The organism is Vitiosangium sp. GDMCC 1.1324, from assembly GCF_003044305.1.
Lineage (GTDB): Bacteria > Myxococcota > Myxococcia > Myxococcales > Myxococcaceae > Archangium.
The window spans coordinates 744,473-770,548 of sequence record NZ_PZOX01000004.1 but is presented as its reverse complement, the minus strand read 5'-3'; the positions used below and the strand labels follow the sequence as shown (position 1 = coordinate 770,548).

22 protein-coding genes are annotated in these 26,076 nt (G+C 69.4%); 8 read left to right on the top strand and 14 right to left on the bottom strand.

Translation table 11 applies throughout. From position 1 onward, the window contains the following. Positions 1 to 123: 123 nt before the first annotated feature. The 4 genes from DAT35_RS16065 to DAT35_RS58170 form a co-directional block, all read right to left on the bottom strand. On the bottom strand, positions 124 to 399 hold the full coding sequence (locus tag DAT35_RS16065) for a DUF2381 family protein (RefSeq protein ID WP_108067854.1): 276 nt from the start codon (positions 397 to 399) through the stop codon (positions 124 to 126). A 603-nt stretch (positions 400 to 1,002) separates the two neighbouring features. Next, complete coding sequence (locus DAT35_RS16060) at positions 1,003 to 1,668, bottom strand: hypothetical protein (protein ID WP_146209736.1); 666 nt, start codon at positions 1,666 to 1,668, stop codon at positions 1,003 to 1,005. A 398-nt stretch (positions 1,669 to 2,066) separates the two neighbouring features. Next, the gene (locus DAT35_RS16055; protein WP_146209735.1) at positions 2,067 to 2,570 is read right to left on the bottom strand and encodes a hypothetical protein; all 504 of its coding nucleotides are present in this window, start codon (positions 2,568 to 2,570) and stop codon (positions 2,067 to 2,069) included. Between the two features lie 330 nt (positions 2,571 to 2,900). Next, a complete protein-coding gene (locus DAT35_RS58170) occupies positions 2,901 to 3,809 on the bottom strand; it encodes a LysR family transcriptional regulator (RefSeq protein WP_158501728.1) in 909 nt (302 codons plus the stop codon). Between the two features lie 83 nt (positions 3,810 to 3,892). Here DAT35_RS58170 and DAT35_RS16040 point away from each other — a divergent pair, with 83 nt between their 5' ends. Further along, positions 3,893 to 4,762: an SDR family oxidoreductase gene (locus tag DAT35_RS16040; protein WP_158501727.1), complete on the top strand. Its 870-nt coding sequence runs from the start codon at positions 3,893 to 3,895 to the stop codon at positions 4,760 to 4,762. Between the two features lie 27 nt (positions 4,763 to 4,789). Here DAT35_RS16040 and DAT35_RS16035 read toward each other — a convergent pair whose 3' ends face one another. Beyond that, positions 4,790 to 8,407 carry a M1 family aminopeptidase gene (locus DAT35_RS16035; protein WP_108067849.1) on the bottom strand — a complete coding sequence of 1,206 codons (3,618 nt, stop codon included), beginning with the start codon at positions 8,405 to 8,407 and terminating at the stop codon, positions 4,790 to 4,792. After that, positions 8,404 to 9,318, bottom strand: coding sequence for an ABC transporter ATP-binding protein (locus DAT35_RS16030; protein WP_108067848.1), 915 nt, complete (start codon positions 9,316 to 9,318; stop codon positions 8,404 to 8,406). Before DAT35_RS16030 ends, DAT35_RS16035 begins: the two co-directional genes overlap by 4 nt. A gap of 98 nt (positions 9,319 to 9,416) precedes the next feature. On the opposite strand from DAT35_RS16030, the gene DAT35_RS16025 reads away from it, so the two are divergent. Next, positions 9,417 to 10,598, top strand: coding sequence for a hypothetical protein (locus DAT35_RS16025; protein WP_108067847.1), 1,182 nt, complete (start codon positions 9,417 to 9,419; stop codon positions 10,596 to 10,598). Further along, a complete protein-coding gene (locus DAT35_RS60705) occupies positions 10,591 to 11,406 on the top strand; it encodes an SEC-C metal-binding domain-containing protein (RefSeq protein ID WP_233261498.1) in 816 nt (271 codons plus the stop codon). The genes DAT35_RS16025 and DAT35_RS60705 overlap by 8 nt, the downstream gene beginning before the upstream one ends. A 56-nt stretch (positions 11,407 to 11,462) precedes the next feature. Here the strand turns inward: DAT35_RS60705 and DAT35_RS16015 are convergent, their stop codons facing one another. After that, positions 11,463 to 11,915 carry a hypothetical protein gene (locus DAT35_RS16015; protein ID WP_108067846.1) on the bottom strand — a complete coding sequence of 151 codons (453 nt, stop codon included), beginning with the start codon at positions 11,913 to 11,915 and terminating at the stop codon, positions 11,463 to 11,465. Positions 11,916 to 12,237: 322 nt separating this feature from the next. On the opposite strand from DAT35_RS16015, the gene DAT35_RS16010 reads away from it, so the two are divergent. Next, complete coding sequence (locus DAT35_RS16010; RefSeq protein WP_108067845.1) at positions 12,238 to 12,588, top strand: hypothetical protein; 351 nt, start codon at positions 12,238 to 12,240, stop codon at positions 12,586 to 12,588. 76 nt (positions 12,589 to 12,664) lie between these two features. Here the strand turns inward: DAT35_RS16010 and DAT35_RS16005 are convergent, their stop codons facing one another. Beyond that, the gene (locus DAT35_RS16005) at positions 12,665 to 13,315 is read right to left on the bottom strand and encodes an outer membrane beta-barrel protein (RefSeq protein ID WP_108067844.1); all 651 of its coding nucleotides are present in this window, start codon (positions 13,313 to 13,315) and stop codon (positions 12,665 to 12,667) included. 70 nt (positions 13,316 to 13,385) lie between these two features. On the opposite strand from DAT35_RS16005, the gene DAT35_RS16000 reads away from it, so the two are divergent. Further along, a complete protein-coding gene (locus DAT35_RS16000) occupies positions 13,386 to 13,703 on the top strand; it encodes a hypothetical protein (RefSeq protein WP_108067843.1) in 318 nt (105 codons plus the stop codon). A 169-nt stretch (positions 13,704 to 13,872) separates the two neighbouring features. Next, positions 13,873 to 17,478 carry a two-component regulator propeller domain-containing protein gene (locus tag DAT35_RS15995; RefSeq protein ID WP_158501726.1) on the top strand — a complete coding sequence of 1,202 codons (3,606 nt, stop codon included), beginning with the start codon at positions 13,873 to 13,875 and terminating at the stop codon, positions 17,476 to 17,478. An 18-nt stretch (positions 17,479 to 17,496) separates the two neighbouring features. Here DAT35_RS15995 and DAT35_RS15990 read toward each other — a convergent pair whose 3' ends face one another. Both DAT35_RS15990 and DAT35_RS15985 read right to left on the bottom strand, forming a co-directional pair. After that, positions 17,497 to 18,468 carry a PDR/VanB family oxidoreductase gene (locus DAT35_RS15990; protein WP_233261497.1) on the bottom strand — a complete coding sequence of 324 codons (972 nt, stop codon included), beginning with the start codon at positions 18,466 to 18,468 and terminating at the stop codon, positions 17,497 to 17,499. 157 nt (positions 18,469 to 18,625) lie between these two features. Beyond that, positions 18,626 to 19,228, bottom strand: coding sequence for a hypothetical protein (locus tag DAT35_RS15985; RefSeq protein WP_108067840.1), 603 nt, complete (start codon positions 19,226 to 19,228; stop codon positions 18,626 to 18,628). Positions 19,229 to 19,451: 223 nt separating this feature from the next. Between DAT35_RS15985 and DAT35_RS15980 the strand changes: the two genes are divergently transcribed. Continuing rightward, positions 19,452 to 20,234: an SIMPL domain-containing protein gene (locus DAT35_RS15980; RefSeq protein WP_233261496.1), complete on the top strand. Its 783-nt coding sequence runs from the start codon at positions 19,452 to 19,454 to the stop codon at positions 20,232 to 20,234. A 53-nt stretch (positions 20,235 to 20,287) separates the two neighbouring features. On the opposite strand, the gene DAT35_RS15975 is transcribed toward DAT35_RS15980, so the two are convergent. From DAT35_RS15975 to DAT35_RS15965, 3 genes are all read right to left on the bottom strand, one after another. Continuing rightward, positions 20,288 to 20,746 (bottom strand): DUF2267 domain-containing protein, encoded by a 459-nt coding sequence (locus tag DAT35_RS15975; RefSeq protein ID WP_158501725.1) that lies wholly within the window; start codon positions 20,744 to 20,746, stop codon positions 20,288 to 20,290. 115 nt (positions 20,747 to 20,861) lie between these two features. Further along, a complete protein-coding gene (locus DAT35_RS15970; RefSeq protein WP_108067838.1) occupies positions 20,862 to 22,277 on the bottom strand; it encodes an IgA Peptidase M64 in 1,416 nt (471 codons plus the stop codon). 25 nt (positions 22,278 to 22,302) lie between these two features. Next, entirely contained in the window at positions 22,303 to 23,802 is a 1,500-nt protein-coding gene (locus tag DAT35_RS15965; RefSeq protein WP_108067837.1) for a PEGA domain-containing protein, read from the bottom strand. Positions 23,803 to 24,404: 602 nt separating this feature from the next. Here DAT35_RS15965 and DAT35_RS15960 point away from each other — a divergent pair. Further along, positions 24,405 to 25,418: a diacylglycerol kinase family protein gene (locus tag DAT35_RS15960; RefSeq protein WP_108067917.1), complete on the top strand. Its 1,014-nt coding sequence runs from the start codon at positions 24,405 to 24,407 to the stop codon at positions 25,416 to 25,418. Between the two features lie 45 nt (positions 25,419 to 25,463). Here DAT35_RS15960 and DAT35_RS15955 read toward each other — a convergent pair whose 3' ends face one another. Continuing rightward, the gene (locus tag DAT35_RS15955) at positions 25,464 to 26,006 is read right to left on the bottom strand and encodes a hypothetical protein (RefSeq protein ID WP_108067836.1); all 543 of its coding nucleotides are present in this window, start codon (positions 26,004 to 26,006) and stop codon (positions 25,464 to 25,466) included. Positions 26,007 to 26,076 lie beyond the last annotated feature (70 nt).

Below are 26,076 nucleotides of genomic sequence, written 5' to 3'. Positions count from 1 at the left end.
CATGCACCTGCTGTTCGTTGATGGCTTGAGTACCCACTTCTCCGGTAACATCCATGCCCCTACTGCTCAAACCACATGGCCAGATACGCGCTTCCTCGCCTGCTTGCTATATGAGGGGATGCCTCAGGGGCAACCGAGCTGCGCGGGCGTCCCCTCGATGCCCACCACGACGGCACCGGCACCATTCGCGGGGATGGGTGCCTGTTGCCATGTGGCAAGCTCCACCTCTTCCCCCGTCGAGTCCACCAACGCCGTCCCCGCCAGCGTCCAGGGCTCGGCGCCGGGGTTCACGAGGCCCAGCCTCACAGCCACGCTTGCCGGGCCGGTCTCGCCCTTGGGGGTGTAGCTGTTGCTCCAGGCATCATCCCACACGAGCGCGTTTGCCGGATGCTTCTTCAAAAGGAGCTGGTGGAGCGTGCCGCAGAGGCGCGCCGCCGCTGAGGGCCGAGCGCATCATGGTCCACAGACGGACGTCCAGGTCGCCAAAACCGACCTGGCGGCGGCACGTTGCTTGACTGTCCTTCCGAGTCGCTCAAAGACCTCCTGCGGGTACTCCTCGGGAGGAACTCCCTTGTGCCAGGGGGGGGCTTGTTGTCGTCGTCCAGCCTGCGGCCATCCCCAAGCCGGGCAGTGTGCGGCTGGCGGGGTCCTGTTGAACGTGCAGCTCGCGCTCCGGTGCGGGGTCCCGTGCCGGGGCTGCTGCGGCAGGCTGCATCGGCTCCGACGGCTACGGCGGCTAACCGGGGCGATGCCGGGGGCACCAGTCGGGGCGCGAGCGGTCTGGATACCCAGCACCCCTTCAGTGAGAGCGCGCCCGCTGGCACCGCTACCGCCCTGGGCGCCCTTCTCAAGTCAGAACTCTGCGGCTGCCGTGTGCCGCTCCCCTCGCGTGCTCGTTCGTGGTTGTCGGGGCGCGATGGCATACTCCGAACGACCCCACATGGTTATGCTCATCTGGTCGAGACCAGGGAATCAGTTCCGTCGCTCACTGCGCTCAATCGGTCACACGTGCGTACCCATCACCTTGGCTGCCCAGCGGCGTGTCACGTCGTCCACGTTCTTCATCAATGAGTCGAAGCGCCCCGCGCGCATCAATTCCACCAAGCGCTCATCCTGCGCGAGAATCTCGGTTGCATGCCAGGGAAAGATGAGATCCGTGTCTCCTGACTTCTGGTAAAAGGGGTCTGCAACCAGCGCTTCCAGGTAACGCGAGTAACTGTCAAAGAAGCGGTCCACGTTCGAGGCGATGGGCATGACGTAGGGCTCGTATTCATAGGTATCCACGCGCACCACGGGCTGCTTTCCCTGCTCATCCGCGAGGCCAGGTACGGTGGCATAGGTGTAGGCCATTCCCGCATCACCACCGAAAACAATCACGGGTTCCCCCAGCACCTTCCACCATTCCTCCCGCCACCGCTTGTTGTTCTCCTCCAGCCTGTGCGCCTCGTCGTTGGACTGGGTGAGCACCCATCCCATGACCTTGGTGGCGAAAACAGCGTGCCCCAGGCGTGCATAGACGCTCGCCAGTACCGGATCGAAGGGGACACCCTCTAGCAAGCACCCAGCCCTCAATGGTTCACGGGCGGGCGGCGAGGTCCTCAGACCCAGATTCAAACGCCGGCATACTTCCAACAACCGCTCCAACCCGGGCTGAGCCATGGGCTCCATCGTTGCTCCTCGTTTACTCTAGACCAGGGAATCGGCGCTGCAGCTCGCGCATTGCGGCTTCCCTGGCTTCATCGGCGGTCTTCAGCACTCCTGGCGGATTCTCGACACGGTGGTACCAGGGCTCGAACTGCTTATCAATGATTTCGGCTGCTTGCCGCACTTCGTCTGCTGTTGAATTGGGACGGGCTTGTCGAAACCTCCCCCATAGAAAGCTGACTCTGTCATGAGCGTACTTCCGCAACATCGCCAGGTTCTCCCCGGCATTGATGTTTTCATCCGGGAAGAGATGCGCGTATTGGAGCGGACGCCGATGATGGATGGGAAGTTCCTCGCTGAGTTTATCCAGGCTCTCTGCAAACTGCGGATACGCTCGTTCCGGCTCAGGGCCTGCTCGCCCTCTAGCACCACCTTCTGCCAGAGCTGCTCGAAGGCCGCCTGTTCTTCCTTGGAGAGGCGCTTGAGAGAGGTGCGCAGCCAGCCGGCACCACCTCGGGGTCTCGCCCCAGCGCCCTCGTCACCCACTCCAGCCCCTCGGTCGCGAAGAAGCCCAGGCCCTTCGCGATGATGCCCAACGCGCACCACAGGGCCAGTTCCTCGGCACCCCGCTGAGCCAGCCAGGCCGAGCCCTCCACTACTCCCTCCCGCCAGCGCAGCAGGATGGCCTCGTGCATGGACAGGTACCAACTCGGTCCGGGCACATGCGGCGGGCGCTCCACCCGTGCGGACTCCACCCGGCCCCGCGCCTGTGCCTCTCCTAGCCGGTGCTCGGCTCGCAGCACGACGCGCACCGTGCGCGGGCCCAGCCCCTCGGTGAAGGGCAGCAGCGCTTGAACCAGGTGCCCCGCCACTTCAGACGACAGCGGCCGTGGGCTGCCTCCTGGCCCCTCGCCCGTGCGCCACACCTCTTTTAAATCTCCGCCTACGAGCCGGCCGTCCTCCAACCGCACTTCGAGAGCCGCCCGCGCCGCCCCACCGGCGGGTACCTGCACGGCGCGCAACAACTTCCTGGCCACCTCGTGGAAGGCGAGGAAGGTATTGGCCCGGGTGCCTTGCGTGCGCACCGCGAGCGTCCTGGCCTCGGGAGGACGGGCTGACGGGCGAGTGGCGTCGTAGTCCACTGCCCAGAGCGACTCCTCGCGTCATGGGCAGGCCTCAGATGACACGTGCGGTCACCGGACTGACCGGACGGCCGCCGCGCCATGGGCAGCGTCCAGTGCCCTGAGCGCGACCCCTCAACGCTCCGGGTGGTCCCACGTCGCTCCGCTCAGCACTCGTGCCGCATAGGTGACGAAGGCCTGCACCTTGGGCGCCACGAAGCGCTGCGCCGGAAATACCAGATGGACGGGTGTGCTCTCGGAGCTCCACTCGGGTAGCACCGGAACCAGACGGCCGCGCCGGAGTTCCTCCATGCACGAGCTCTCCGGTAGGAAGGCGATGCCCAGGCCCGCCGCGGCGAGCTTGCGGACGGCGCCGATCTCATTCGCGGAGAAGCGGCCTCGGACGGGCACGCGCACTCGCTTCCTACCGTGGCGCAGGTCGTAGACGTGCGCCTTGTCCGTGGCGAACGTGAGGCGCAGGCAGTCATGGTCTTTCAGCTCGTGAGGGTGGGTGGGCATCCGACGGCCCTTCAGATATTCCGGGCTGGCGTAGAGCTTGAAGACCGAGGTGCCGACGAGCCGGGCCTTCATGCGTGAGTCGCGCAGGGGTCCGGCGCGCACCGCGATGTCCAGGTTCTCGGCGAGCAGGTCCACCACGCGCGAGGTCAACAGCAGGTCGACCTCGACGTTCGGGTGCTCCTCGAGGAAGCCGGCAATCACATCTCCAATGATGCCCAGGCCCATGTTCACGCTGGCGGTGATGCGCAGCGTCCCCCGTGGTGCTCGCTGGGCGCGCGTCAGCGTGGTCTCGGCCGTCTCGAGCGCGGCCAGCGCCTGGGTGCAGGCCGCGTAGTAGCGCCGCCCGTCCTCGGTCAGGCTGAGCCGCCGCGTCGTCCGGTGGAGCAGCGTCACGCCGAGCGTCTGCTCGAGTTGCGACACACGGAGGCTGACCGTCGACTTCGGCATCTCCAACCGGCGCGCGGCGTCGGTGAAACTGCCTGCCTCGACGACACGAGCGAACACCGAGATCGCATTCAGGTCCATGGCGGGCATTGTGCAATCCCATGGACGATGTTTCCACGGCCTCCCACCTTGTGGACGACGCATCCGGGGCGCATACCTTCCTCATGTCCAAGACCATCGTCATCACAGGCGCCACGGGCAGCGTGGCATCGCAGATCATTCCGTTGCTCACCTCCGCGGGCGTCAAGGTCCGTGCCGTGGTCCGCAACGTCGACAAGGCAGCGGCGCTGGCGGCTCAGGGCGTTGCTCTCGTGGAGGGGGACCTTGACCGGCCGCGTACGCTTGGCAAGGTCTTCGACGGTGCCGACTCCGCCATGCTCATCGCGCCGCCGGGACCACGTGCGCCCCAGCAGTACTCGAGTGCCCTGTGGGCGGCGCGGCAGAGCGGCGTCAAACACGTGGTCCGCCTCTCGGCCATTGGCGCGGCGCACGATGCGCCGACCGTGAACAGCCGGTTGCACGCGCTCTCCGACACCGAGCTCGAGCGCTCCAACATCCCCTACACCATCCTCAAACCGCACTTCTTCATGCAGAACCTGTTCATGGCGGCGCAGTCGGTGGCCCAGGAGGGCGCCATCTATCTGCCCATGGGCGACGGTAGGATGGGGATCATCGACGTCGCCGACATCGCGGCGGTGGCGGCGCACGTGCTGACCACGCCGGGTCACGAGAACAAGACGTACACGCTCACGGGCCCGCGCTCCATCTCGATGCACGAGGTCGCGGCCGCCTTCACCGAGGCGCTCGGCAGGCCCATCCAGTACGTTCCGGTTCCCGCCGAGGCTTTCGATCAGCAGCTGGCGCAGGCGGGCGTGGACGAGTTCTCGCGGACGCTGCTGGGCGACTACTTCGCCGCCTACAGCAGGAACTGGGGCGACCTGGTCACCGATGTGGTGCCGCGGCTGCTCGGGCGGCCGGCGCGCTCCATCGCCGAGTTCGCCCGAGCCGTCGCGCCCGCGTTCGGAAAGCGTTGAGCTCTCGCTTCCCGCTGCCCCGAGGCCTCACAGCTTCAGCACGGCCTGCTCGCGCCGCAGTTGGAGCACCCTCACGTCCGGGTCCACCACAAGCCGCTCGGGCTCGAAGTCCGAGCGCACCGTGAGCTGGGCCTTCTCCTTGGGGCCCAGCACCGTCCTCGCTCGCGCGTCGTGGTAGTCCGGCGACTGCCCGGCAGGGGCCCCGGTGGCCTCCTTGTCCTTCTGCTCGACGAAGCGCTCGCCCCGCACCGCCGCCACCTCCACGGGCATGCGCCCGGTGCCCACGTTCTCCAGTGTCACCGTGGTCACCCACTCCGCGCCCTCCTTCGTCACCGTCCCCTCGGACAGCCGGTACTCGGGCACGTTCACCTCGAAGAACCACTGCTTCACGAAGGCGTCGTAGGCGGCCGCGTCCGGCGCGAAGGCGCGCATGTGCTCGACGAAGTCTTCCACCACCGGGTGGTCCGCGTTGCCCTGGTACTTGCGGATGAAGGCCTGGATTCCCTTGTGGCACGCCTCGCGTCCCATCAGGTCCTCCAGCATCCAGAAGACCCAGCCGCCCTTGTCGTATTTCGCCGTCACGTCCCCCTCTCGAGAGCCGTCGTTCTTCACCAGAGGCCGCTCTCCGTCCACGCGCCGCCCCTTCGCGTAGCGCTCCTCGAGCCGCTTCGCCGTTTCCATCCGCACGTGCGTGCCCTTCACCTGCTCCATCAGCTTCAGCATGGAGTAGTGCGAAGTGGCCTCTGAGAGGATGTCTCCGCCAGGCCCCTTGCCCGGCACCAGCAGGTTGCCCCACCACTGGTGTGCGGCCTCGTGCGCGGTGACGAGGAACGCGGCGTTGGCCCTCGGGTCGCTCTTCGTCAGGAAGCCGATGTCCTCCGAGAACGTGATGTTGGTGGGAAAGCCCTGCGCGTACAGCGCCAGGCCGGGGAACTCGGAGAGCTTCAATTCCTTCCACGGGTACGGGTGGAACCACTCCGAGTAGTACCGGCGTGAGGCCTCCAGCCCCTGCTTCATCTCCTCCACGTTGTAGGTGTGAGCGGGGTGGTGGAAGATCACCGTGCCCTCGCCGCGCACCTCCGTCCAGCGTCCGGCCACGATGTTGAAGAAGTTCACCGGGAAGTCGCTCTTCCACACCGACACGCGGCGGCCGTCCTTCACTTCGTCGCTCACGCGTGTGCCCACGCCGTTGAGCGTGTAGTCCGCAGGGCCCGTCAGCCGCATCGTCGTGGTGTAGGGCGTGCCCGTTCCCCATGCCGCCTCGGTGACGCCGTCGTACCAGCGTCCCACGTACACCTTCGGCTCGTACTTGTTCTCCTTCTCGTCGATGCCGATGGTGTCCTGGTAGCCGATGACGGGTGCGAAGCTCGGGCCCTCGGAGGTGAGCACCACGCCCGCGGGCAGGATGAACTCGTTCTGCTTCCCACCGTTCTTGCTCACTCCTCGTGGGTAGTGCCCGTGGAACTGGAAGCCCACACGCACGGTGGCTCCCGGCGCCAGCGGTTGCTCCGGCGTGAAGACATACAGCCACGAGCGGTCCTCGGGGGCGTAATCCTTGTCATCCACCGTCCAGCGCACGTCCTCCCAGTGGTCTCCGCCCGTGAGGGCATAGCGCTCCAGTGGGAAGGCGTGCCGGTTGATGAGCGTATAGGTGCCGCGCGTGGTGAAGGCCTGACCCTCGGGGTCGAGCTCCACGTCCAGGTCCACGTCCACGAGGGCCGGCTGGGGCGCGTCCTTCCAGGTGGCCAGGTTCTTCTGCCAGTACTCCTTGGCGCGCTTCTTCGCCGCGTCTCCCTGGTGGCCGCGGTCCACCTGCACGTTCAGCGCGATGACGAGCGCGAGCGGCACGATCGCCACGGGCAGCAGCCGCAGCGTCCCGCGCCACAGGCCCGCGGGTTGGAGCCGGCCCAGGGTGAGGACGGCATCCGAGGCGCGCCGGGGGTCGAAGCGCACGGCGAGCGCGAAGAAGAAGACCGCGAGCGACAGGGCCGCCAGCCGGTTGAGGACGAGCACGGGCCGGTCGAGCTGGAAGGCGCCGAGGTCCGTCCACCGCACCGCGCTCCACAGGGGCCAGTTGAAGACCCAGGTCATCTTCTGGGTGAGGGAGAGGTAGCCGGTGAGGACGAGCACGCCCAGGCCGAGCCCGTACGCGCCGAAGCGGCCCCGCGTCAGCGCGCGTGCCGCCAGCATGAACGCGCTCCACAGCAGGAAGGTGGGCAGCAGCAGCAGTCCCCAGACGAGCAGGTACGGCCCGACGTTCAGCGGCACCCGTCCCTGAGCGAGCTGTGCGATCACTCCGGCCAGGCCCACCGCGAGCATGATGGCCACGCCCACCACGCCATTGGCGAGCCCCTTGCCCAGCAGCACGGACGCGGTGCGCAGAGGTGTCGCGTCGTGGATGGGGGCGAAGCCGCAGGCGTGCTCCCGTTCCAGCGACTCCACCGTGTAGAACATCAGCAGCAGGCATACGAGCAGCGTGGCCTGGCCCATCGACTCCACCGCGAAGCGGCCCGGCGTGGCGAGCAGCGGCGTGTCGAACGAGCCCACCTGGTACAGCGTGTTCTCGATGGTCTGCAGCAGGATGAGCGGCGTGAAGAGGTAGAGGCCCGGCTGGCGCAGGAGTCCGCGCAGCTCGGCGCCCGCCACCGTGGCCAGGCCGGAGAGCAGGCCCGGTGCGCGCACCTCCATGCCGAGCGACGACAGGGGCGCCGTCACCTCGATGACGGGCAGGGACTCGGAGGGGGTGCCCGTGTCCGGCATGGGCACGGCCCGCGGGCGAGCGGAGCGCGAGCCCCCGTGCATCGCTCGCGCGAGGTGCCGCTGGCTCCACGCCACCGCGAGCAGTCCCAGCGCCAGGTAGAGCACGCGGTTGAGGAGCAGCGTCGCGTCCAGGCCGATGGGCGAGGTGTTGTAGAAGTCCACGCCCCGGTCGACCTTGATCCACGTCTCGAGCAGCCAGCGGAAGCCGGCCGGGTCCAGCACCATGAGGAGCCGGTTGATGCGTGGGTCCAACCAGCCCGGTGACCAGGACCAGAGGAAGAAGCCGCACAGGAAGAACAGCGCCACGGGCAGGAAGTAGATGAGCACCGGCCGGCGGAACACGGCGCCCACCGCGAACGCCACGCCCGAGAGGAAGAGGACGAGCGGCACGCCGAAGAGGAGGGCGGGTCTCAGGTAGTTGGGGAGGACGAAGGGGCCAATGAAGTCCACGCTCGCGGCGCTCGGGGCCACGTGGTGGAAGAACATCAGCGTGCCGAGCAGCCCGCAGAGCCACACGCCATAGGTGACCGTCACCGCGAGGAACTTGCCCCACACGTACTCGCCGGGAGTCAGGGGCGTGGCGTGCAGCACCGGGCCCACGCGCGACTCGTCGTCCGAGGGGATGCTCATGCCCGCCGCCACGGAGATGAAGAAGGACGTGCAGAGGAACACCAGGAAGATGACCGTCTGCCCCACGGCGAACTCGGACGTCATCCACGCCTTCTTGCCGCCCACCTGGGAGCCGCCCGCGGAGATGGTCACGTTGCCCGAGGACAGGCCCCACACCGTCAGCACGGTGATGAGGACGAGGAACCAGAAGAGGGGCCGGCGCAGGTGGTGGCCCAGCTCCATGCGCACCACCGCGCCCAGGCGCTGGAGGTTCACGGCGCCACCTCACGAGCGCGCTCGGGCGGAGCGGCGGTGGGGGCCACGCCCTGCATCAGCAGCAGGTAGGCGTCCTCCAGCGTGGGCGGGACGCGCTCGAAGCCCGGGGGCACGTCGCCTCCCGGCTCGTGCAGGCGCACGCGGTGGCGTCCCTCGAAGAGCACGCCCTGGGTGACTCGGCGGGTGCGTTGCAGCTCGGCGAGCCCCGCCAGGGTGACGGTGCCCTCGTAGATGGTGCCCTGCAGGGCGGCCTTCGCCTCGGTGGGACTGGTGATGGCCACCAGCCGCCCCTGCCGCACCGCCGCGAAGCGCGGGCACAGCATGGCCACGTCCTCCACGATGTGCGTGGACAGCAGCACCACGCGCTCGTCCGCCATCTCCGCCAGCAGCCGGTAGAAGCGCAGCCGCTCCTCCGGGTCCAGTCCCGCCGTGGGCTCGTCCACGATGAGCAGCCGGGGGTTGCCCGCGATGGCCTGCGCGATTCCCAGCCGCTGCCGCATGCCTCCCGAGTACTCCTTCACCTTGCGCTTCGCCGCGAACGTGAGGTTGACGCGCTCCAGCAGCTCGGCGCACAGGTGCTTGAGGCCCCGGGGCGCGCTGACACCCTTGAGGCGCAGCAGGTACAGCAGCATCTGCTCGCCGGTGAGGTACGGGTAGAAACCGAACTCCTGCGGTAGGTAGCCCAGGTGGGGCCGCAGCCGCTCGGGCTGGCGCACCAGGTCGATGTCGCCCAGCCGCAGCTCTCCCGAGGTGGGCTCGAGCAGGCCCGCGAGAATCTTCATCAGCGTGGACTTGCCCGCTCCGTTGGGGCCCAGCAGGCCGAACATGCCGCGCGGCACCTCCAGGTCCAGCCCGCGCAGGGCCGTCACACCGGAGGGGTACACCTTCACCAGGTTCTGGATGGAGAGCATTCGGCCTCTCTACGCCCCGAGTGCACAAGGATTGCATCCAACTTCCGCGGTCATATTTTCGTGCCAACTTCCGCGGTCATGTCTACAGTGCCGCAGCCATGGGGAACGAACCGCACGACAAGGCACGGCCGGAGCATCGGCCGACGGGGGATTCGCAGGAGCTCACCGGACAGGAGGAGGCCTCGGGCTTGCCCCTGACCTTCTACGAGCACCTGATGGCGGCCTCCGTGGACGAGAAGCTGGTGTTGGCGCGCGAGGCCGCGCGGCATCCGGGGTTCGACGAGGAGGATGCCTTCGAGGTGGCCAGCCGCGTCGAGCAGGCCCTGGAGGACTCCGGCCGGTACGCGGAGTTCGAGGGGCTGCTGGATGCCTGGAAGGAGCTCGCACCACGGGTACATGACGCGGAGCCGGCGGTGCGCACTTGGCGCGTGGAGTTGGCGCTGCGGCTGCCGGGCCGGGACTTGAAGGGGGCGCTCGTGTCGCTGGCGCGGCACACGGGGGATGCGGCCCTGGTGTCGCGGCTGGCCGAGTGGTGTCTCTTCCGGGGCCGGCTCGAGGAGGCGCGGGCGGGGCTGTTGGAGGCGTGGCCGCGGGTGCGCGAGGACGAGTCGCTCGCCGAGTGGACCCGGATGGACTACGTGACGCGGGCGGTGCTCACGTGCATGGACGCGGAGCTGAGGGACTCGCCGGACCTGTCGCTGGATCAGTTGAACGAGCAACTCTCGGTCTTCGCCCGGGCGGTGCCTCACTGGGTGGGACTGGGGCTGGGGTTGCGCACCGGCCGGGAGCCGTGGCCGCGCAGGACCGGGAAGGAGGTGCTCGACCTGCCTCCGGAGGAGTTCTTCGACGAGCAGCGGGCGCTGGTGCTGGCTTTCGAGCCGGAGCTGCGGATGCGGCAGGGATGGCCTTGGGGGCGCACGCAGCTGCTCTTCCCGGAGCTCTTCCGTCTGTTGCCCGGCCCCTTCGGGCATCACGGCAAGGTGCAGCGGGCCATGCATCTGCTGCTGCCCGTGTTGAGCGACCTGGAGCACTGGGTGCGCGGGATGGCCGAGGAGCGGGCCCTGCATCCGCACGCGCATGCCGCCACGGCGCTCGCGCTGCGCCCGTGGGGCGAGTTCCTGCATGGGCGGGGGCTGGTGGACGCCTCGGAGCTGGCCGAGTGGTGGGAGCAGGCGTGGCAGTTGCTCTCGGCGCTGCCCGAGCAGTTCGCGGCCTCGGGGGATCCGCTGCTCGTGGAGGAGGTCCACCGGCTCCTCCGGGGAGGCTGGCCCCATGGGTGAGGGGGATGCGCGGGAGCGGGTGCGCCAGGTGTTGGAGCACTCGGAGAAGCTCCCCGAGGACTTGAACGCGGACCTTCTCTCGCGGGGCTCCGAGGTGGTGGAGCCGCTGTTGGAGCTCCTGCGGGATGAGTCGCTGGTCTCCAGGACGGCGCCGGGAGAGGGGTTCGCGCCCGCCCACGCGGCGAGGCTGTTGGGACGGCGGAGGGACCCCGAGGCCCTCGCGCCCATGGTGCGGCGGCTCATGCACGCCGACCCGGGGGAGGTGCTCTATGTGGCGCTCCTCTGGGGGCTGGAGGCGTTCGGGTCCGCGGTGGCTCCCGTTGCTCTGGAGGTGCTCGCCGACGCTCGGCGCGCGGACGAGCGCTTCGGGCTGCTCTCCTTGTTGTCCCACTGTGGCGTGAAGGACGAGCGCATCTACACGGCGTTGCTCGGGCAGCTTCAGGAGGACCCAGAGCGGGGGGCGATGAACCTGGCGCGTTATGGGGACTCGCGCGCCCTCGAGCCCCTGGCTCGGGTCCTCGATGAGTACCCGCTGGACGAGGACGTGGAGGATCTGTTCGCCGATCAGACCGTCATCGAGCTGGAGGATGCCATCGAGCAGCTCGGTGGGACGCTCGACGTGGCACAGCGGGAGAAGGTCGAGCGGGCCCGGCGTTCGCGTCACCGGCTGAGCATGCTGTTCCAACGCGAGCTCGGCATGTCGTCTCCCGCGAAGCGGCGGGAGCGTCCCGGGCGCAACGACCCCTGCTGGTGCGGCAGCGGGGTGAAGTACAAGAAGTGTCACCTGGGCAGAGACGGCGCCCGGTAGGGCAAGAGGGCCCCGGCTCGTGGTGCGAACCGGGGCCCGGTGATGCGAGGGCTACCTCACGGCGTGGACGTCGCGGCCGCCGGGGCCTCGCACGTCACGCGGAAGTCCTGCGTCAGCGTCTGCCAGTTCTGCAGCTTGATGGACTGCGGCGCGGAGCTGATGGTGGGCGCGGTGCCGTTGTCGCACTTCCAGGCCGACGACGGCGTCACGGTGAACTGCAGCTCCTCGCCACCGCTGGGCAGGTGGGCGACCTGGTAGCTGCAGCGGCCGCGGCTGACCTTCACCATGCGGTCGCCCAGCACGTCCTCGGGGGCGCTCGCGTGGGTCACCTTCACGGTGAGGCCCTCGCAGAAGTCTCCGGTCTTCGGTCCCACGCCCTCGCCCAGCATGATGATGCCAGTCACGGTGCCATTGCCCTCTCGCGCCGCGCGCCCCCCGGTCGCGCTACGGTTCGTGCTGCACCCTGCGGCGGTAGCGAGCAGCAGGATGGTGATGGTGATGCGCTTCATGGATGTCGGGCTCCTGATTGGGGTGTAAACGCCTGGGGTGCAGGCGGCCTGGGAGGCGCCCATCCGACAATCGTCCCGGGTCTTCATTCCAGACACGCGCGTGTATGGATTCCGTAGAGGCTTTCTGGCTATCCGGGGTGTCGGAGCCGAAAACTCATACGGGCAGTGTGGGAGATAAGACAGGGTTAATCGAAGGAAAATGGAAGGGTTCCGGGACGGGAATCGCCCGCCTGCCGGGAAGCGCACGCGCGAGCGGACAGGCGGTTGCCGGAGCGTCCGCTGCTGGAGCAGGGTGCGCCTGGCGAGGGAGGCACGAGAGGCGATGAGCGACGAGCAGGGCTGGAGGCCCGTGGAGGAAGGGCGCACGTTGGGGCTGGAGGGGTCCGAGGGTGGCATCATCGTCCGGGATGAGGAGCACCCGGCGGGGTTGCGCATGACGCTGGAGGCGGAGCCGGCGCGCTCGTTCCATGCGCTGACGTGTGGGATTTCGGGGTGGCTGGTGCATGCGCGCCACTTCGGAAGCGAGGCGGAGGCGCGGGCGGCCTGGGACGAGATGAAGCCGGCGCTGGTGACGTTGGCGATGCAACTGCCGGCGTCGAGAGGGTCGGGGTTGGATCCGGCGACGCGCGAGGCGGGCGCGAAGCTGGGCGCGTTCCTGGCGCGCTTCCCCTGAGCCGGAAACGCACGCGGGAGACCCGAGGGCATGAGCGCCCCCGGGCCTCCCGGAGTGGCCAGAGGAGAGTGTCTGGCTAGTAGGTGCCGCCGATCTGCAACAGCGCCTGGTAGCGTCCGTCCCACGCGCCATTGGCGCCGCTGGGCGCGAAGCTCTGCGAGAACGGGAAGTTGTAGTCCACGCGGGCGTCCGCGGTGAGCAGGTGGCCGATGTTGTAGCGCAGGCCCACGCCGGCGGGCACGTAGCCGGCGGTGTCATCGGTGTAGCCGAACAGCGGGCTGAGGCCGCGCACGTTGTAGTTCTGGATGCCGATGCCGCCCATCAGGTAGGGCTGCAGCGCGGTGGCGGTGAGGCCGACGGTGACGGCCGCCTGGCCCGCGTTGCGCACGATGTCCGCGCCATTGGCCGCGCCGCCCGGGCCCGCTCTGTCGATGTCAGTGAGTCCGCCGTTGTAGCCGACCTCCAGGCCCAGCATCTTCGTGGGCTTGTAGCCCACGGTGGCGCCGTAGGAGAAGCCGATGTTCAGGTCGGGCGCGTTCGCGCCGGTGTAGCCCTCGGTGCCTCCGCCCAACAGGACGTAGAGCCCGGTCTGGGAGCCCAACCCCTCATGATGGTATGTCGACGCCCCCTGGTTCAGGCCGGAGCCGCCGTATGACTCATCCCCTGCCAGGGCCGCGCCGCCCCACAGCGCTGCCACACACAAACCAATCCGGACAACGGACTTCATGTGTCGGACTCCTTTCGAGTGTCCGCTGGCAAGCTGTGGTTTGGGGGAATGGAGCTGCAATGGGGCGTGAATGACGGGCCCGGTTCCCCGGCTGGTGGCGCGCCAGACGGAGCAGGGCCCGGATGCGCTGGACTGTCAGACCCGGAGGGCACACTGCGTCGCTGCGGCGTTCCTTCTCGGGGAGGCCACCATGTTCCATCCGTCCGGACAGCTTCCCTTCACCGCTCAGTGCACCGGGTGTCTCGGCTTCCCGCGCACGGGTGTCGAGACCCAGTCGACTCGCTTCGAGGGCCCCGGGTTGCCTTCGTTCGTGTCCTCGGCGCCGCCCCGCTCCGAGGGCGAGGCCCTGTTGCGGCGCATCTTCTCGCGCACAGGCTCCGGGGTGTAGGTCCTGGGAGCTCCAATGGGTTCGAGGAGGCGTCGAGGCAATGCCTTGCTCGGCTCCTCGTCCTGTTTTCACGCACAGTCCTGGGTGTGAGGGCCGCGGGCGCTCGTCCCGGAGGGGCCGGTGAGGGGGTTTGCTCCGGGACAGCCGGGCATGGCAGATGATGGCCGGAATGCGACGAGACGGGATGCTCGGCCTGCGGGTGCTGGCCATGGCGGTGCTCATGGGCGTGTGGCAGCCCGCGCTCGCGCTCGACCCGGCCCGGCGCGTCACGCAATACAGCCACGAGGCCTGGAAGGACGAGGACGGGCTGCCGCAGAACACGGTCTTCTCGCTGGCGCAGACGCGTGACGGCTACCTGTGGCTGGCGACGTGGGAAGGCATGGCGCGCTTCGACGGCGTGCACTTCACCGTCTACGACAAGCGCAACACGCCGGAGCTGCGCGACGAGGTCATCCGCGCCATCGCCGAGGACGCGTCCGGCACGTTGTGGGTGGGCTCGGGGCGGGGACTGTTGGTGTACCGGGAGGGACGCTTCCACCGCATGGCCTCGGGGGGGCCGGGCGAGGTGGAGGTGTTCTCGCTCGTGCCGGCCGCGGAGGGGGGCCTGTGGGTGGGTGCGCAGGAGGGTCTCTTCCACGTGAGGGACGGGCAGACGCGCCGCTACGGCACCGCGGAGGGGTTGCCGTCGGAGTGGGTGAACGCGCTGCTGGTGGACCATGGCGGCGTCGTGTGGGCGGGCACGGCGAAGGGGCTGGTGCGTCTGTCCGAGGGCCGGGTGGAGACGGTGCGCCTGCCGGGGGGCGTGGGCCGGGTGGCGGTGCGGGCGCTGCTCGAGAGCCATGATGGGGCCACCTGGGTGGGGACGGACAACGGCCTGGTGCGCCTCCACGAGGGCCATGCCCGGCTCTTCACCACGCGCGATGGGCTTCCGGACGACCGGGTGATGGCGCTGGCGGAGGATCGGGACGGCAACCTGTGGGTGGGCACCAACGCGGGGGGGCTGGTGCGCATGACGGAGGGGAGCTTCTCGGTGTTTGGCCCGAAGCAGGGCCTGCCCGGGGCGGGGGTGCTCTCGCTGATGGAGGACCGGGAGGGCTCGCTCTGGGTGGGGATGATGACGAGCGGCCTCAGCCGGCTGCGGGACGCGCCCTTCGTCACCTTCGGCCAGCCCGAGGGCCTCCGGGACGAGCTGGCCTCGGTGGTGTTGGAGGACCGGCAGGGGGCGGTGTGGGTGGGCTCGTTGTCGGGCGGGCTCACGCGCCTGAAGGACGGGGTGCTCACGCACTTCGGCCCGGAGGAGGGGCTCGCCCAGGAGAACATCCGCGCGCTCGCGGAGGACCGGGAGGGCACCTTGTGGGTGGGTACCACCGGGGGCGCCTTCCGCTACGACGGCCGGAGCTTCACCCGGGTGGGCCGCGAGCAGGGGCTGCCGGACGACGTGCTCTTCTCCCTCTTCGCCGACTCGCGCGGCGGGATGTGGTTCGGCACCGCCAGGGGCTTGAGCCGGCTGCACGAGGGCACCTTCACCGCCTTCGGCGCCGAGCGGGGTGGCCCGGCGCAGCCCGTCGTCGCCGTGGCCGAGGATTCCGAGGGGGCGCTCTGGTTTGGCACCTTCGGCGGGCTGTACCGGCTGTCGGGCGAGTCCTTCACCCGCTACACCACCGCGGACGGGCTCGCGGGCAACCGGGTGCTGGACGTGTACGCGGACCCCCGGGGCGGCGTGTGGGTGGCGACGAACACGGGCCTCACGCTGCTGCGCGCCGGGCGCTTCACCCGCTACACCACCGCGCAGGGCCTCTACGACGACGCCGTCTTCCGCGTGCTCGAGGACGCGGAGGGCCACCTGTGGATGAGCTGCAACCGGGGCATCTTCCGGGTGTCCCGGCGCGAGCTGGAGGAGGTGGCCGAGGGCTCGCGCACCACGGTGGCGCCCATCATCTTCGACCGGCGCGACGGCATGCGCAGCTCCGAGTGCAACGGGGCCGCGCTCCCCTCGGGGTGGCGCGCGCGGGACGGGCGGCTGTGGTTTCCCACGCTGCGGGGCGTGGTGTCGGTGGACCCGGCGCGCGTGGTGGTGCACCGGCCGTCCGCCGAGCCGCGTCTGGAGGAGGTGCGGGTGCAGGGCCGGCCGGTGCCGCTCTCGGGCAGGCTGGTGCTGGAGCCAGGACAGCGGGACGTGGAGTTCCGTTTCACCGCGCTGTCGCTGGAGGACTCCACGCGGCCGCCCCTGCGCTACCGGCTGAGGGGCCATGACGCGGACTGGGTGGATGCCGAGGACCGGCGCGCCGTCTCGTACACGCACCTGCCTCCGGGGGACTACCGCTTCGAGGTGACGGCGGCCAACCGGGACGCGGTGTGGACCGAGCCCGGTGCCGTGGTGGAGCTGACCGTCACTCCGCGCTTCCACCAGACGCTGTGGTTCTACGCGCTGTGCGTGCTGGGCGTGGGGGCGGTGGCCGGAGGCGTGTACGCGCTGCGGGTGGGCCGGCTCAAGCGGCGCGAGCGCTGGTTGGAGGCGCGCGTGGACGAGCGCACGCGCGAGTTGGCCGCCGCCAACCGCGAGCTGGACGAGAACCTCCGGGCCCTGCGTCAGGCCCAGTCCCAGCTGGTGGAGGCGGGCAAGATGGCGGCCGTGGGCACGCTCGCCGCGGGCGTGGGCCACGAAATCAACAACCCGCTGGCCTACATCGTTTCGAACCTGGAGTACGCCATCACCGAGGCATCCACGCTGGGGCGGGAGCTGCCCCTGGGAGCGCCGGGCCGCAGACGGCTCGAGGACATCGACCGGGTGCTGAGCGAGGCCCGGCACGGCGCGGACCGGGTGCGGCGGATTGTGCAGGACCTGAAGACGTTCTCCCGCGGCGACGAGGAGGCGCGCGGGCCGGTGGACCTGCATGCGGTGCTGGACTCGGCCGTCAAGCTGGCGGGCAACGAGCTCACGCCGCGGGCCCGCCTGGTGAAGGAGTACGGGGGAGAGTCCGGGTGGGTGGACGGCAACGAGTCCCGCCTGTCCCAGGTCTTCCTCAACCTGCTCATCAACTCGGCGCAGGCGCTGCCCGAGGGGCAGGCGGCGCAGCATGAAATCCGTCTGGTGACGCGGCGCGACGGAGAGCGGGTGGTGGCCGAGGTCCGTGACACCGGCTGTGGGATACCCCCGGAGGTGATGGGTCGCATCTTCGACCCCTTCTTCACCACAAAACCGGTGGGTGTGGGGACGGGGTTGGGGTTGGCGCTATGTCACCGATTCATCACGGCCATGGGGGGGGAGATCGCCGTGGAGAGCGAGCCGGGCAAGGGGACCGTGGTTCGTGTGACACTACGGGCCGCCGCGGCGCCGGAGAGCCCATCCCAGGTCGTGCGTCCGGTGCAACAGGAGCAGGAGAGTGCGCGAGTGCGTGGCCGGGTAATGATTGTCGATGACGATGTGATGGTGAGTTCGGCGCTGCGGCGGACGCTGGCGCGCGAGCACGACGTGGAGGTGATGACGAGCTCGCGCCAGGCGTTGGAGTTGCTGAAGGGCCCGAAGGGCACCGAGGTGGACGTCATCCTCTGCGACCTGATGATGCCGGACCTGACGGGCATGGAGCTGCACGCGGACCTGTCGGCGGCGGCGCCGGGAGTGGCGCGCCGGATGGTGTTCGTCACCGGAGGCGCCTTCACGCCCGCGGCGCGAGCCTTCATGGACACGGTGCAGAACGCACGGGTGGACAAGCCGTTTGATCCGCAGAAGCTGCGCGAGCAGGTGCGCGAGTGGGTGGCCAAGGCGCGCACGTGAGGCGCCGGGCCCGAGGGCCTACAAATCCAGCACGAGCTTCCTGGAGCGGGCGCGGGACACGCAGACGAGCATGTCGCAGCGCGCGGCGCGCCGGGCCTCGGGCAGGAAGGTGTCGCGGTGATCGGGGTCGCCGTCGAGCACGCGGGTGAGGCAGGTGCCGCAGGTGCCGGCCTCGCAGTCGCTGGGGACGCGCAACCCATTCTGGCGCAGCACGTTGAGCACCGTCTTTCCCGGAGGCACGGGGTAGCAGGCGCCGGTGCTGCGGATGACGACCTGGAACTCGGTGTCGGCCCGGTCGCTGATGGCGCCCGAGGCCTCGGCGGAGAAGGCCTCGAAGTGGACCTTCTCACGGGGCCATGTGTGCTGGAGGGAAGCCTCGCGCACGGCCCGCATCAGCCCGGCGGGGCCGCAGCAGTAGAGGCGGGTGCCTCCGGAGCGCGTGGAGAGCAGGGCTCGCACGTCCAGCCCCCGGGCCGGGTCGCCTCCGTCGTGGTGGAAGGTGACGTGGCCGGCGAAGGCGGGTGAGGTGAGCAGCTCGCGGAAGGCGGTGCGCTCGGGCGAGCGGGTGCAGTAGTGCAGGTGCCAGCGAGCGCCCTGGCGCCGGAGCGCGTGGGCCATGGACAGCAGCGGGGTGATGCCGATGCCTCCGGCCACCAGCACATGGCTTCGCGCGTACAGCAGGGGAAAGTCGCAGCGCGGGAGGCTGGTGGTGAGCACGTCGCCCACGCGCACGCGCTCGTGCATGGCCTGGGAGCCGCCGCGTCCCTTCGGATCGCACTGCACGGCGATGACGTAGCGGTGCCTCTCCTCCGGGTCATTGCAGAGCGAGTACTGGCGCAGGAAGCCTCCGGGCACATGGACATCCACGTGCGAGCCGGCCTCGAAGGGGGGCAGGGCGCCACCCTCCATGGGGACGAGCTCATAGGACCGGATGCCTTCGGCTTCGGGCGTAATACGGGTGACGCGCAGGCGTAGGCTGTCATGGACCACAGTGATTTCCCCCCTCGAACCTCAGGGCCGCACCAGGTCCCTGGAGGGACTTCCGGTCCGGCCGCGGGTGAGAATGGGCAGCGCCTGTCCCCGGAGCAACGGACCGGGGGACGCAGCCTTCGATGGAAGGTGGACAGCGAGGGCCGCCCGGCGATGCTCAGCCCTGGGAGCCGTCCGGGGAGAAGGGAATCTCCTGTCGGCCCAGCAACAGGTTCCCCGCCTGGAGGAGCTCCTCGCGCTGCTGGAGGATGCGCTGGCGCAGGTCCGGCGCGAGCCCATGGAGCAGGGCGGGGTCCCTCTCGGCGAGCTGGGCCTGGAGGGCGGCCTCGATGACGGCGCGAGGCGCATCCGGACGGACGCCGAGCAGCGCCGCGGCCTGGGCGCGCGAGGCCTTCGAGGGCGATGCATAGTGACCCACGGGCTCGTGAGCCGGAGCCTGAGCCTCGTCGCGGGACGAGTCGTCGCGGCGCCTGCTGCGCACGAGCGTCAGGACGAGCGCGGTGATGAAGGAGACCCCCGCCCCGCCGAGGGCCATCTGGACCTTGAGGGGCCGCTCGCGCTCCTCGCGGATCATCGCCAGCGAGATGAGATGGGTGTCATACGCGTCGCCACTGGCCGACTGGAGCTGCCGGGAGTGCTCCGCCTCGAGCTGGTCGAGCTGCGCCTTCGAGTACGACGAATAGGGCGTCTTGTTGAAGAACTGCAGGTAACCCGCGAACCCCCCCGCGAGCAGCGCGACCAGGAACAACAGTATCCGCATGGCTCTCCCCTCCGCCGCCCGAGCCTTCGCGAGCCGGGGCCGATGGGGCACGACAATACCGCTCCCCGTGCTTGGCGGAAGACCCTGGAAGCGAGGGAGCGTGTCACACGGAGGGGGCTCACCTGTTCACCAGACGGCCGGCCAGACCGCTCCACCGTGCGCTGCCACGGCTTTCCCGGGGACGCACCTTGAGGAGGAACCCTGAGCCCCAGGAGGCCCTTCGATGCCGGTCGTGCGCACAGCCCTGCTGCTCGTCCTCTTGATGAGCACCCTGGCCCCAGCCGTCATGGCCCAATCCAGGCAGCCACCCCCTTCGGCTCCGGCGGCGCCGTCGGTGGTGCATCCCTCCGAGCGGACCCTCCGCGTGGAAGGCACGGGCGAGGTGAAGGTGGCGCCGGACGAGGCCTTCATCGACCTGGCGATGGAGACGCTGGCGCCCACGGCGAAGGCGGCGGGGGAGGAGAACGCGCGGAAGATGGACAAGGTGATCGCGGCGCTGGTGCAGGCGGGCATCCCTCGCAAGGAGATCGAGACGCGCAACTACACGGTGTCGCCGGAGTACCAGCCCCCGGCGAAGCCGGACGAGGCGCCGAAGCTGAAGGGCTACCGGGTGAGCAACGTGGTGGAGGTGCACGTGCGCGAGCTGGCGCGGGTGGGGACGCTGCTGGACACGGCGCTGGGCGCGGGGGCGAACCGGGTGGAGTCGGTGCGCTTCGGGCTGAGCAAGCCGGAGACGGTGCAGGGCGATGCGCTGCGCAACGCGGTGGAGCGGGCGAGGCAGTCGGCGCAAGTGCTGGCCACGTCGTTGGGGGTGAAGCTGGGGCCGGTGCTGGACGCGAGCACGGTGACGGAGCCGCAGCACCCCATTCCGGTGGTGGGGCGCTTCGAGCTGTCGAGGGCGGCGGACGTGACGACTCCCATCCAGCCACAGGAGCAGACGGTGCAGGCGACGGTGACGCTCGTCTTCTCGATTGAACCGGGGCCGGGGCCGGGAGCGGGCCGTTAGGGAAAAGAGAAGCCCCGGAAGGCTCGAGGTCCTCCGGGGTTTCCGGGCGAGACTCAGCGAGGCCGCTCCGCGGCCCGGTGCGAGGCCTCCCAGGTGCCGGCCACGTTGGGCGGCATCTCACTGCCAATCTTGTCCGCCAGCTTCTCGGTGATCTGCGAGCGGATGGCCGAGAAGACGACATAGAGCACGAGGCGGACGTTCTCGGGCTCGGTCTGCATGTGCTCGGCGATGTCCAGGTAGAAGTCGTCCTTGTCGAACTTGCGCGCCGGAGCGCTCCTCTCCTTCCAGCAGTGCTGGAAGAGCTGGCGCAGGCTCTCGGGGAACTGCTCCCTCAACTCCTGTACCAGGCCGCCAGGGAGCCGTGCGCAGAGCGCGCTCATCACCGCCTCCGCTGCGTCGGCCGGAGAGTACTCGGGTACCTCACGATTGATTCGCGCGAGGAAGGACTCCGAGTTCGTTCCTACGCCTTCACCAGACCAGGACTCCGTCTCCTGATTGTGCATCATGCCCATGGGGTGTCCGCCTCCTTTCCCTGTCAGGTTGGCGACGTACAACCCGGGCGGCAGCAGGCAGGGGACGGACGCCCTGGCGGCCCGGGTCCCCGCTCCCGGGCCGTGGCGAGCGTCCTCAGGGGGCCGGCTTCGCCTTGGCTCCCTTGCCCGCATACAGGTCGATGACCTCGGAGATGGCGCGCTGGCACACGGAGCAGAAGGGCACGCGGTCCCGGGTGAACATCACGCAGTCGAGCTGGGGCCGGTAGTAGCCGCGGGCCTCGTACATGGCGCCCTCGAAGGCACCCACCTGGCCGGAGTACTGCTGGTGGGAGAGGAACTGCTCCTCCCAGTCGCGCTGCGAGGTGAAGAGCGCATCCATCTCCGACTCGGGGCGGCGCTCGGCGCGGATGCGGCGGCGCTCCTTGAGCACCTGGTTGGCGTGCTGCTCGTACTCCTCCTTCTTCCACGGCGTGGGCAGCGGGGTGCTGGCGGCCACCAGGTCCTTCCACTTGAGGCGCGAGGGGTCCTTGAGCGCGGTGACGTTCTTCTCCCAGGGCTCCACGCGCTCCTCGGCCGGGGCATAGGCCGAGTCCGAGGTGTAGTACTCATCCGCGAGCCCCGCGAAGTGGTGGCCGAACTCGTGGACGAAGACGTAGGGAGACCAGAGGCTGTCGGCGGCCACGGTGCTGTAGAGGCCGAAGATGCCGCCGCCGCCGTAGGTGTTGCCGTTGACGAGCACCTCGACAAACTCATAGGGGGCGAACGCGGCGATGTCGCGGAAGCGGCGGTTCTCGAAGGTGAGGACGTAGCGCTCGCTGCCGAAGGCGTCATAGGTGGCGCCCACGGGCGAGTCGCGGTGGATGCCGGTGGAGGGGCGGGAGATGCCGGACTGCCGGGCCACGGGCATGAGTCCCCAGACGTTGAAGTCGCGCTTGCGCTCCTTGAAGGGCGAGTAGGTGAAGAGGATGTCCACCAGCCGCCGCGCGTCCTTCTCGAACTTGGCGCGCTCCTGCTCGGTGTAGCCGTCCCCGAGGATGAGGAAGTCCACCTTGTCCGCAGCGGGGCCGTTCTCCACCAGCTTCAGCAGTGCGCCGGGGGAAGCGGGGACGGACGGGTCGACGAACATGTCCTGGGGGTCCACCGTGAGGCTCCACACCTCGCGGAAGGAGTTGTCCTTCGCGCGCTTCTTGAGAATCACCTGCACGGGCTTCTCCGGAGCGGGGAAGCGCAGGGACTCGTGGAAGGTGCGGTTCACCTCGCGCGCCTCGGGAGTGGACTCCCACTCGCCATAGATGGAGGCGAAGCCGCGCGAGTACACCAGACGGTTCGTGTCCCGGTCCCGCACCTCGAAGAGGTACTTGCCGAGGTTGGTTTCGTCGATGGCGCGCGAGGAATTGCCGGGCCAGGGCAGGGGCTCCACCACGAGCCGGTCGAGGCTGAAGCGCTCCTCGGTGGCGTTGCCGGTGTGGAAGTAATCGACGCGGAAGGCGCGGGGGGCCGGAGCGCTGGTGGCGCTCGCGGCCAGGAGCAGGGCCAGGAGTACGTTCATGCGCGGGAACGTACCCGAGCCGGCGTCAGAACGTCCCGGAGAGCGAGGCGCCCGCGCCGTCCGGGCCCGCCACGACGCCCACCGACACGGGCGGCGGAGCCTCGGCGGGCGAGAGGAAGAACATCACGGCTCCGGTGGCGAGCGCCGCGCACGAGCCGATGAGCAGCCCGTTGTGGAGGCGGACCTTCTGCGCCATGCCGCTGAGGATCTCCCGGCCGGCGGGGTCGTTGGCCTTCACATTGCCACTGGCGGTGAGATGGCCGCCCTCCTCGAGTGCTTTCGAGTCCTGCCCGATGGCGATCCGCAGCACGCCCACGCCCGCCAGCGCCGCCACGCCCGCACCCAGCGTCACGTAGGAGGCCACGCGCAGGGGACGCACGGTGCCGGACTTCGCCGTCACTTCCGTGGCGACCGGGGCGGACGCGGCGCTCTCGGAAGACTTCTCCCAGGGGGGCTGGATATCGGCCTGGGCGACCACGACGCTGGGCTGGGCCTTGCCGGTGGTGATGAAGTCGACCAGCGCGGAGAGCGAAGCGGCCGGGGCGTCGAGCCCCTGCGTCTTGAAACCGCCCTCGCGCAGCTTCTGGCCACCCTCCACGTTGAGCACGGTGGCGGCGAGCCACTTCGGTCCGCTGCTCGCGCGCTCCAGCTTCACGACGATGACCTCTTCCACACCCAGCGTGCCGCCCATGCGGATGGCGTGGGAGAGCCCCTGCTCCCCCTCCGCGTTGGACGCGAGGCAGGGAAAGGGATTGGCCGAGATGGAGCCCTCATAGGCCAGGTCCACCAGCACCGGCGTCTCCTCGCCCTGCACGGGGAGCTGGCGCGGGAAGCTCACGGTGTCCCCCTTCTTCACGGTGAGCTCATAGGTGCCGGTGGGCACCTCCAGCGTCAGCGGCGTCTGCCCCACGCTCCGGCCATCGAGGAACACCTCGGAGGCGGGCAGGGTGGACTTCACCGACAGCTTCACCTTCCTGCCCTTCACCAGCTCGCGGCGCAGCTTGTCGAAGGCCTGGCGCGTGGAGGGCGTGTAGTAGTCCGGGTCGAGCTTGTACTGCGCGTCCAGCCGCAGCACGTCGCGGAAGGCGTCGTCGCTCTCCTTCACCTTGCCCATGGAGCGGTAGTTGAGGGCCTGCAGGAGCTGCGCGTCCACGTACAGCTTCCAGCGGGCCGCGCCCACCGGGAGGCGCGCCACCTGCCTCAGCACCTCGTCGATGGCCTGGGCGGCCTTCGCATAACGCGCCTCGTAGAACTGACCCTGGGCGGCCTCGAGCTGCCGCTGGATGTCCTCGAAGCTGCCGGAGGGCTGGGGGAACAGACGCTCGGTGAAGTCCGCCGCGGTGAGGACGTTCTCCCCCGGGCGGGCCACCAGTGTGTCGTAGAGGGCCTTGGTCTGACTGCTGAGCTCCGCGTCCTTGCAGTCGCCGTTGGCGACCACCACGCGGCGTGGGGCCGCCTCGGCCGCGCCACCGAGCGCGAGGGCGAGCACCACCACCACCGGGTACGAGTTCTTGATGAAGGTCATGATGTGCGGCGGGGATTGCAGGGCCCGTTCCGCCGGCTACCGGGCGTACGACCTTGCAGATACCAGCCGTGCCGCCATGCTCACAACCCACCCCGGGGGACTCCAAAAACGCCGTCATTTCACGGCTTTGGGCGGGAACCCGGCTCCCTACCCGTCACGGTGTCTCCCCCTGTTGGGGACGAACCCCCACCGCCGGTGTGGGGCTCGCCGTCCCGATCATGGACGGTATGTCCCCTGACCTGGAGTTGGCACCCCGCCCACCAGGCGAGGGTCCTGGACGGCCCCTCGTGCGCCGCTGTGCGTCATCTCCATCTTGGGCAGCGAGGGTCTGTCGGCAACAGGTGGAGGGCCGATGCGGCGCGCATGGCGGAACAGAGTCCTCGAGATCGCGGGCGCTCCCGAGGGCCCGGCGCCTTCTGCTGGCGGGTGGACGCCTGGTCAGCGCGTCCGGCTTGCGCCGGGCCGGGGCACGCCACAGCCTGGGAGAGCGCTCGCACTCGGACGGGGAGAGGGAGCCCGCCTGTGTCCGTTACCGGAATGTGATGGTCGGGCGCGCCCGCCATGACCAAGCCGTGACATGGCTCGGGGAGAGTGACATCGCCATGAACATCGCCGTAATGGTCAACCTGCGCGCACGCCGCGGCTCGGAACGGGTCGGCGGGATGGTGCAGCGCGTCTTCCCCCGTGCCCGCCTCGCCCTGACCCGCTCATTGGAGGAGGCCCGGACCTGGATTTCCGAACAGCTCCGTCCCAACCCGCCCACGCTGCTGCTGGCCGGAGGCGGAGATGGCACCATCACCGGACTGCTCAACGAGCTGCGGGAGCAGGGGCTGGCGCTGCCGGCCATCGGCGTGCTGCCGCTGGGCACGGGAAATGCGTGGGCGCGCGTCACCGGGGCGCCGAGGCCCTCGGAGGCCCTGCGCCAGCTCGCCGCGTGTGGCGAGCGCCTGCCTCCCCTGCGGCTCTTCTCGCTCGTGCGGACGGAGAACAAGGTGGCGCCCTTCGCCGGTACGGGCTGGGACGCGGAGATGCTGCAGGACTTCAAGAACCAGCTCTCCAAGTTCCCGCCCGGGCCCCTGCGCGAGGCGAACGCGGGCCTGCGGGGCTACCTGGGCGCCATGTTCACCCGCACCATTCCCCGGCACACGTTCGGCGCGGGAGACCCCCGGGTGAAGGTGTACAACCTGGGCAGCCCGGCGCTCACCGTGGATGCGCGCGGCACCGTGGTGCCCCTGCCCGGTGGAGAGACCGGCGCGCTGCTCTACGAGGGCCCCGCTGGAGTCGCTGGCGCGGCCACCACGCCCGAGTGGGGCTTTGGCTTCAAGGCCTTCCCCTTCGCCCAGGCGGTGCCACACCGGCTGTCCGTGCGCGTGTACGGCGCGGGGGTGCTGGAGGCCACGCGCAACATGTTCAAGCTGTGGCGCGGCGCGCACCCGCTGCCCAAGATGCATGACTTCTTCGTCGAGCGCCTGCGGATGGACTTCGATCGCGAGGTGCCCTTCCAGATGGGCGGAGACGTCATGGGCATGCGCCGCTCACTCGAGTTCTCCCTGGCCGAGGAGTCCGTGCAGCTCGTGGACTGGCGGCAGTTGGGGCGGCTCGTCGCGATGGCGTGAGCCGGGCGAGCCCTACTCCTCTGGCGGCATCTGGGTGATGGGACTTCAGCGGCCCCGGAGTCCTTCGTCCGCGATGGCGCGTGCCTTCTCGTTCGCATCCTTCGACTTCGTGCTCACGGCTCCATCAATCGATTCGAAGCCCTTGAGGCCCTTCACCACCAGGTACTCCGCGAGCTGCTTGCCCGGACCGCCTCCATTCTCGTTGAGGGCGTAGCAGGTGACGCGCTGAATCACCGCGAAGGGCTTCCCACCCTTCATCCGCCACTCCACCTTGTTGCCGTAACGAGCCACCGGGCACTCGTTCTTCGACGGACGCAGGGTGACCGAGAAATTGGCGCGCTCGTCTTTCAACGAGACCCTCCGGTGGACGTCGAAGACGCTGAAGTACTCGGTGATCTCATACTCGCCACCTGGACCCGGGCAGATGTTCGGCGCGTCGGAGCCGTGCTCCTCCGCATCCGCATCCATCGAAGTGTCGCGCGGACAGTTCGTCAGGTCGGTGTACTCGTAGGTCACGGTCTGCGCCCGCACCGGGCTCACGAACGCGAGGCAGAGGGCGGACAGGGTGAAAGCGAAGGAGTGGCGCATGTGCGGAGATTCCCATGACGTGCGGAGCGTCACCAGCACGGCGTTCCCGGTGGCATCCCGGCGGGCGTCT

What these genes read in the sequence shown, in the direction of transcription:
- DAT35_RS16060 (WP_146209736.1), bottom strand. Translation starts at nt 1,668, where the DNA reads ATGGAGCCCATGGCTCAGCCCGGGTTGGAGCGGTTGTTGGAAGTATGC.
- DAT35_RS58170 (WP_158501728.1), bottom strand. Translation starts at nt 3,809, where the DNA reads ATGGACCTGAATGCGATCTCGGTGTTCGCTCGTGTCGTCGAGGCAGGC.
- DAT35_RS16040 (WP_158501727.1), top strand. Translation starts at nt 3,893, where the DNA reads ATGTCCAAGACCATCGTCATCACAGGCGCCACGGGCAGCGTGGCATCG.
- DAT35_RS16030 (WP_108067848.1), bottom strand. Translation starts at nt 9,318, where the DNA reads ATGCTCTCCATCCAGAACCTGGTGAAGGTGTACCCCTCCGGTGTGACG.
- DAT35_RS16025 (WP_108067847.1), top strand. Translation starts at nt 9,417, where the DNA reads ATGGGGAACGAACCGCACGACAAGGCACGGCCGGAGCATCGGCCGACG.
- DAT35_RS60705 (WP_233261498.1), top strand. Translation starts at nt 10,591, where the DNA reads ATGGGTGAGGGGGATGCGCGGGAGCGGGTGCGCCAGGTGTTGGAGCAC.
- DAT35_RS16015 (WP_108067846.1), bottom strand. Translation starts at nt 11,915, where the DNA reads ATGAAGCGCATCACCATCACCATCCTGCTGCTCGCTACCGCCGCAGGG.
- DAT35_RS16010 (WP_108067845.1), top strand. Translation starts at nt 12,238, where the DNA reads ATGAGCGACGAGCAGGGCTGGAGGCCCGTGGAGGAAGGGCGCACGTTG.
- DAT35_RS16005 (WP_108067844.1), bottom strand. Translation starts at nt 13,315, where the DNA reads ATGAAGTCCGTTGTCCGGATTGGTTTGTGTGTGGCAGCGCTGTGGGGC.
- DAT35_RS16000 (WP_108067843.1), top strand. Translation starts at nt 13,386, where the DNA reads ATGACGGGCCCGGTTCCCCGGCTGGTGGCGCGCCAGACGGAGCAGGGC.
- DAT35_RS15995 (WP_158501726.1), top strand. Translation starts at nt 13,873, where the DNA reads ATGCGACGAGACGGGATGCTCGGCCTGCGGGTGCTGGCCATGGCGGTG.
- DAT35_RS15985 (WP_108067840.1), bottom strand. Translation starts at nt 19,228, where the DNA reads ATGCGGATACTGTTGTTCCTGGTCGCGCTGCTCGCGGGGGGGTTCGCG.
- DAT35_RS15980 (WP_233261496.1), top strand. Translation starts at nt 19,452, where the DNA reads ATGCCGGTCGTGCGCACAGCCCTGCTGCTCGTCCTCTTGATGAGCACC.
- DAT35_RS15975 (WP_158501725.1), bottom strand. Translation starts at nt 20,746, where the DNA reads ATGGGCATGATGCACAATCAGGAGACGGAGTCCTGGTCTGGTGAAGGC.
- DAT35_RS15970 (WP_108067838.1), bottom strand. Translation starts at nt 22,277, where the DNA reads ATGAACGTACTCCTGGCCCTGCTCCTGGCCGCGAGCGCCACCAGCGCT.
- DAT35_RS15965 (WP_108067837.1), bottom strand. Translation starts at nt 23,802, where the DNA reads ATGACCTTCATCAAGAACTCGTACCCGGTGGTGGTGGTGCTCGCCCTC.
- DAT35_RS15960 (WP_108067917.1), top strand. Translation starts at nt 24,405, where the DNA reads ATGAACATCGCCGTAATGGTCAACCTGCGCGCACGCCGCGGCTCGGAA.
- DAT35_RS15955 (WP_108067836.1), bottom strand. Translation starts at nt 26,006, where the DNA reads ATGCGCCACTCCTTCGCTTTCACCCTGTCCGCCCTCTGCCTCGCGTTC.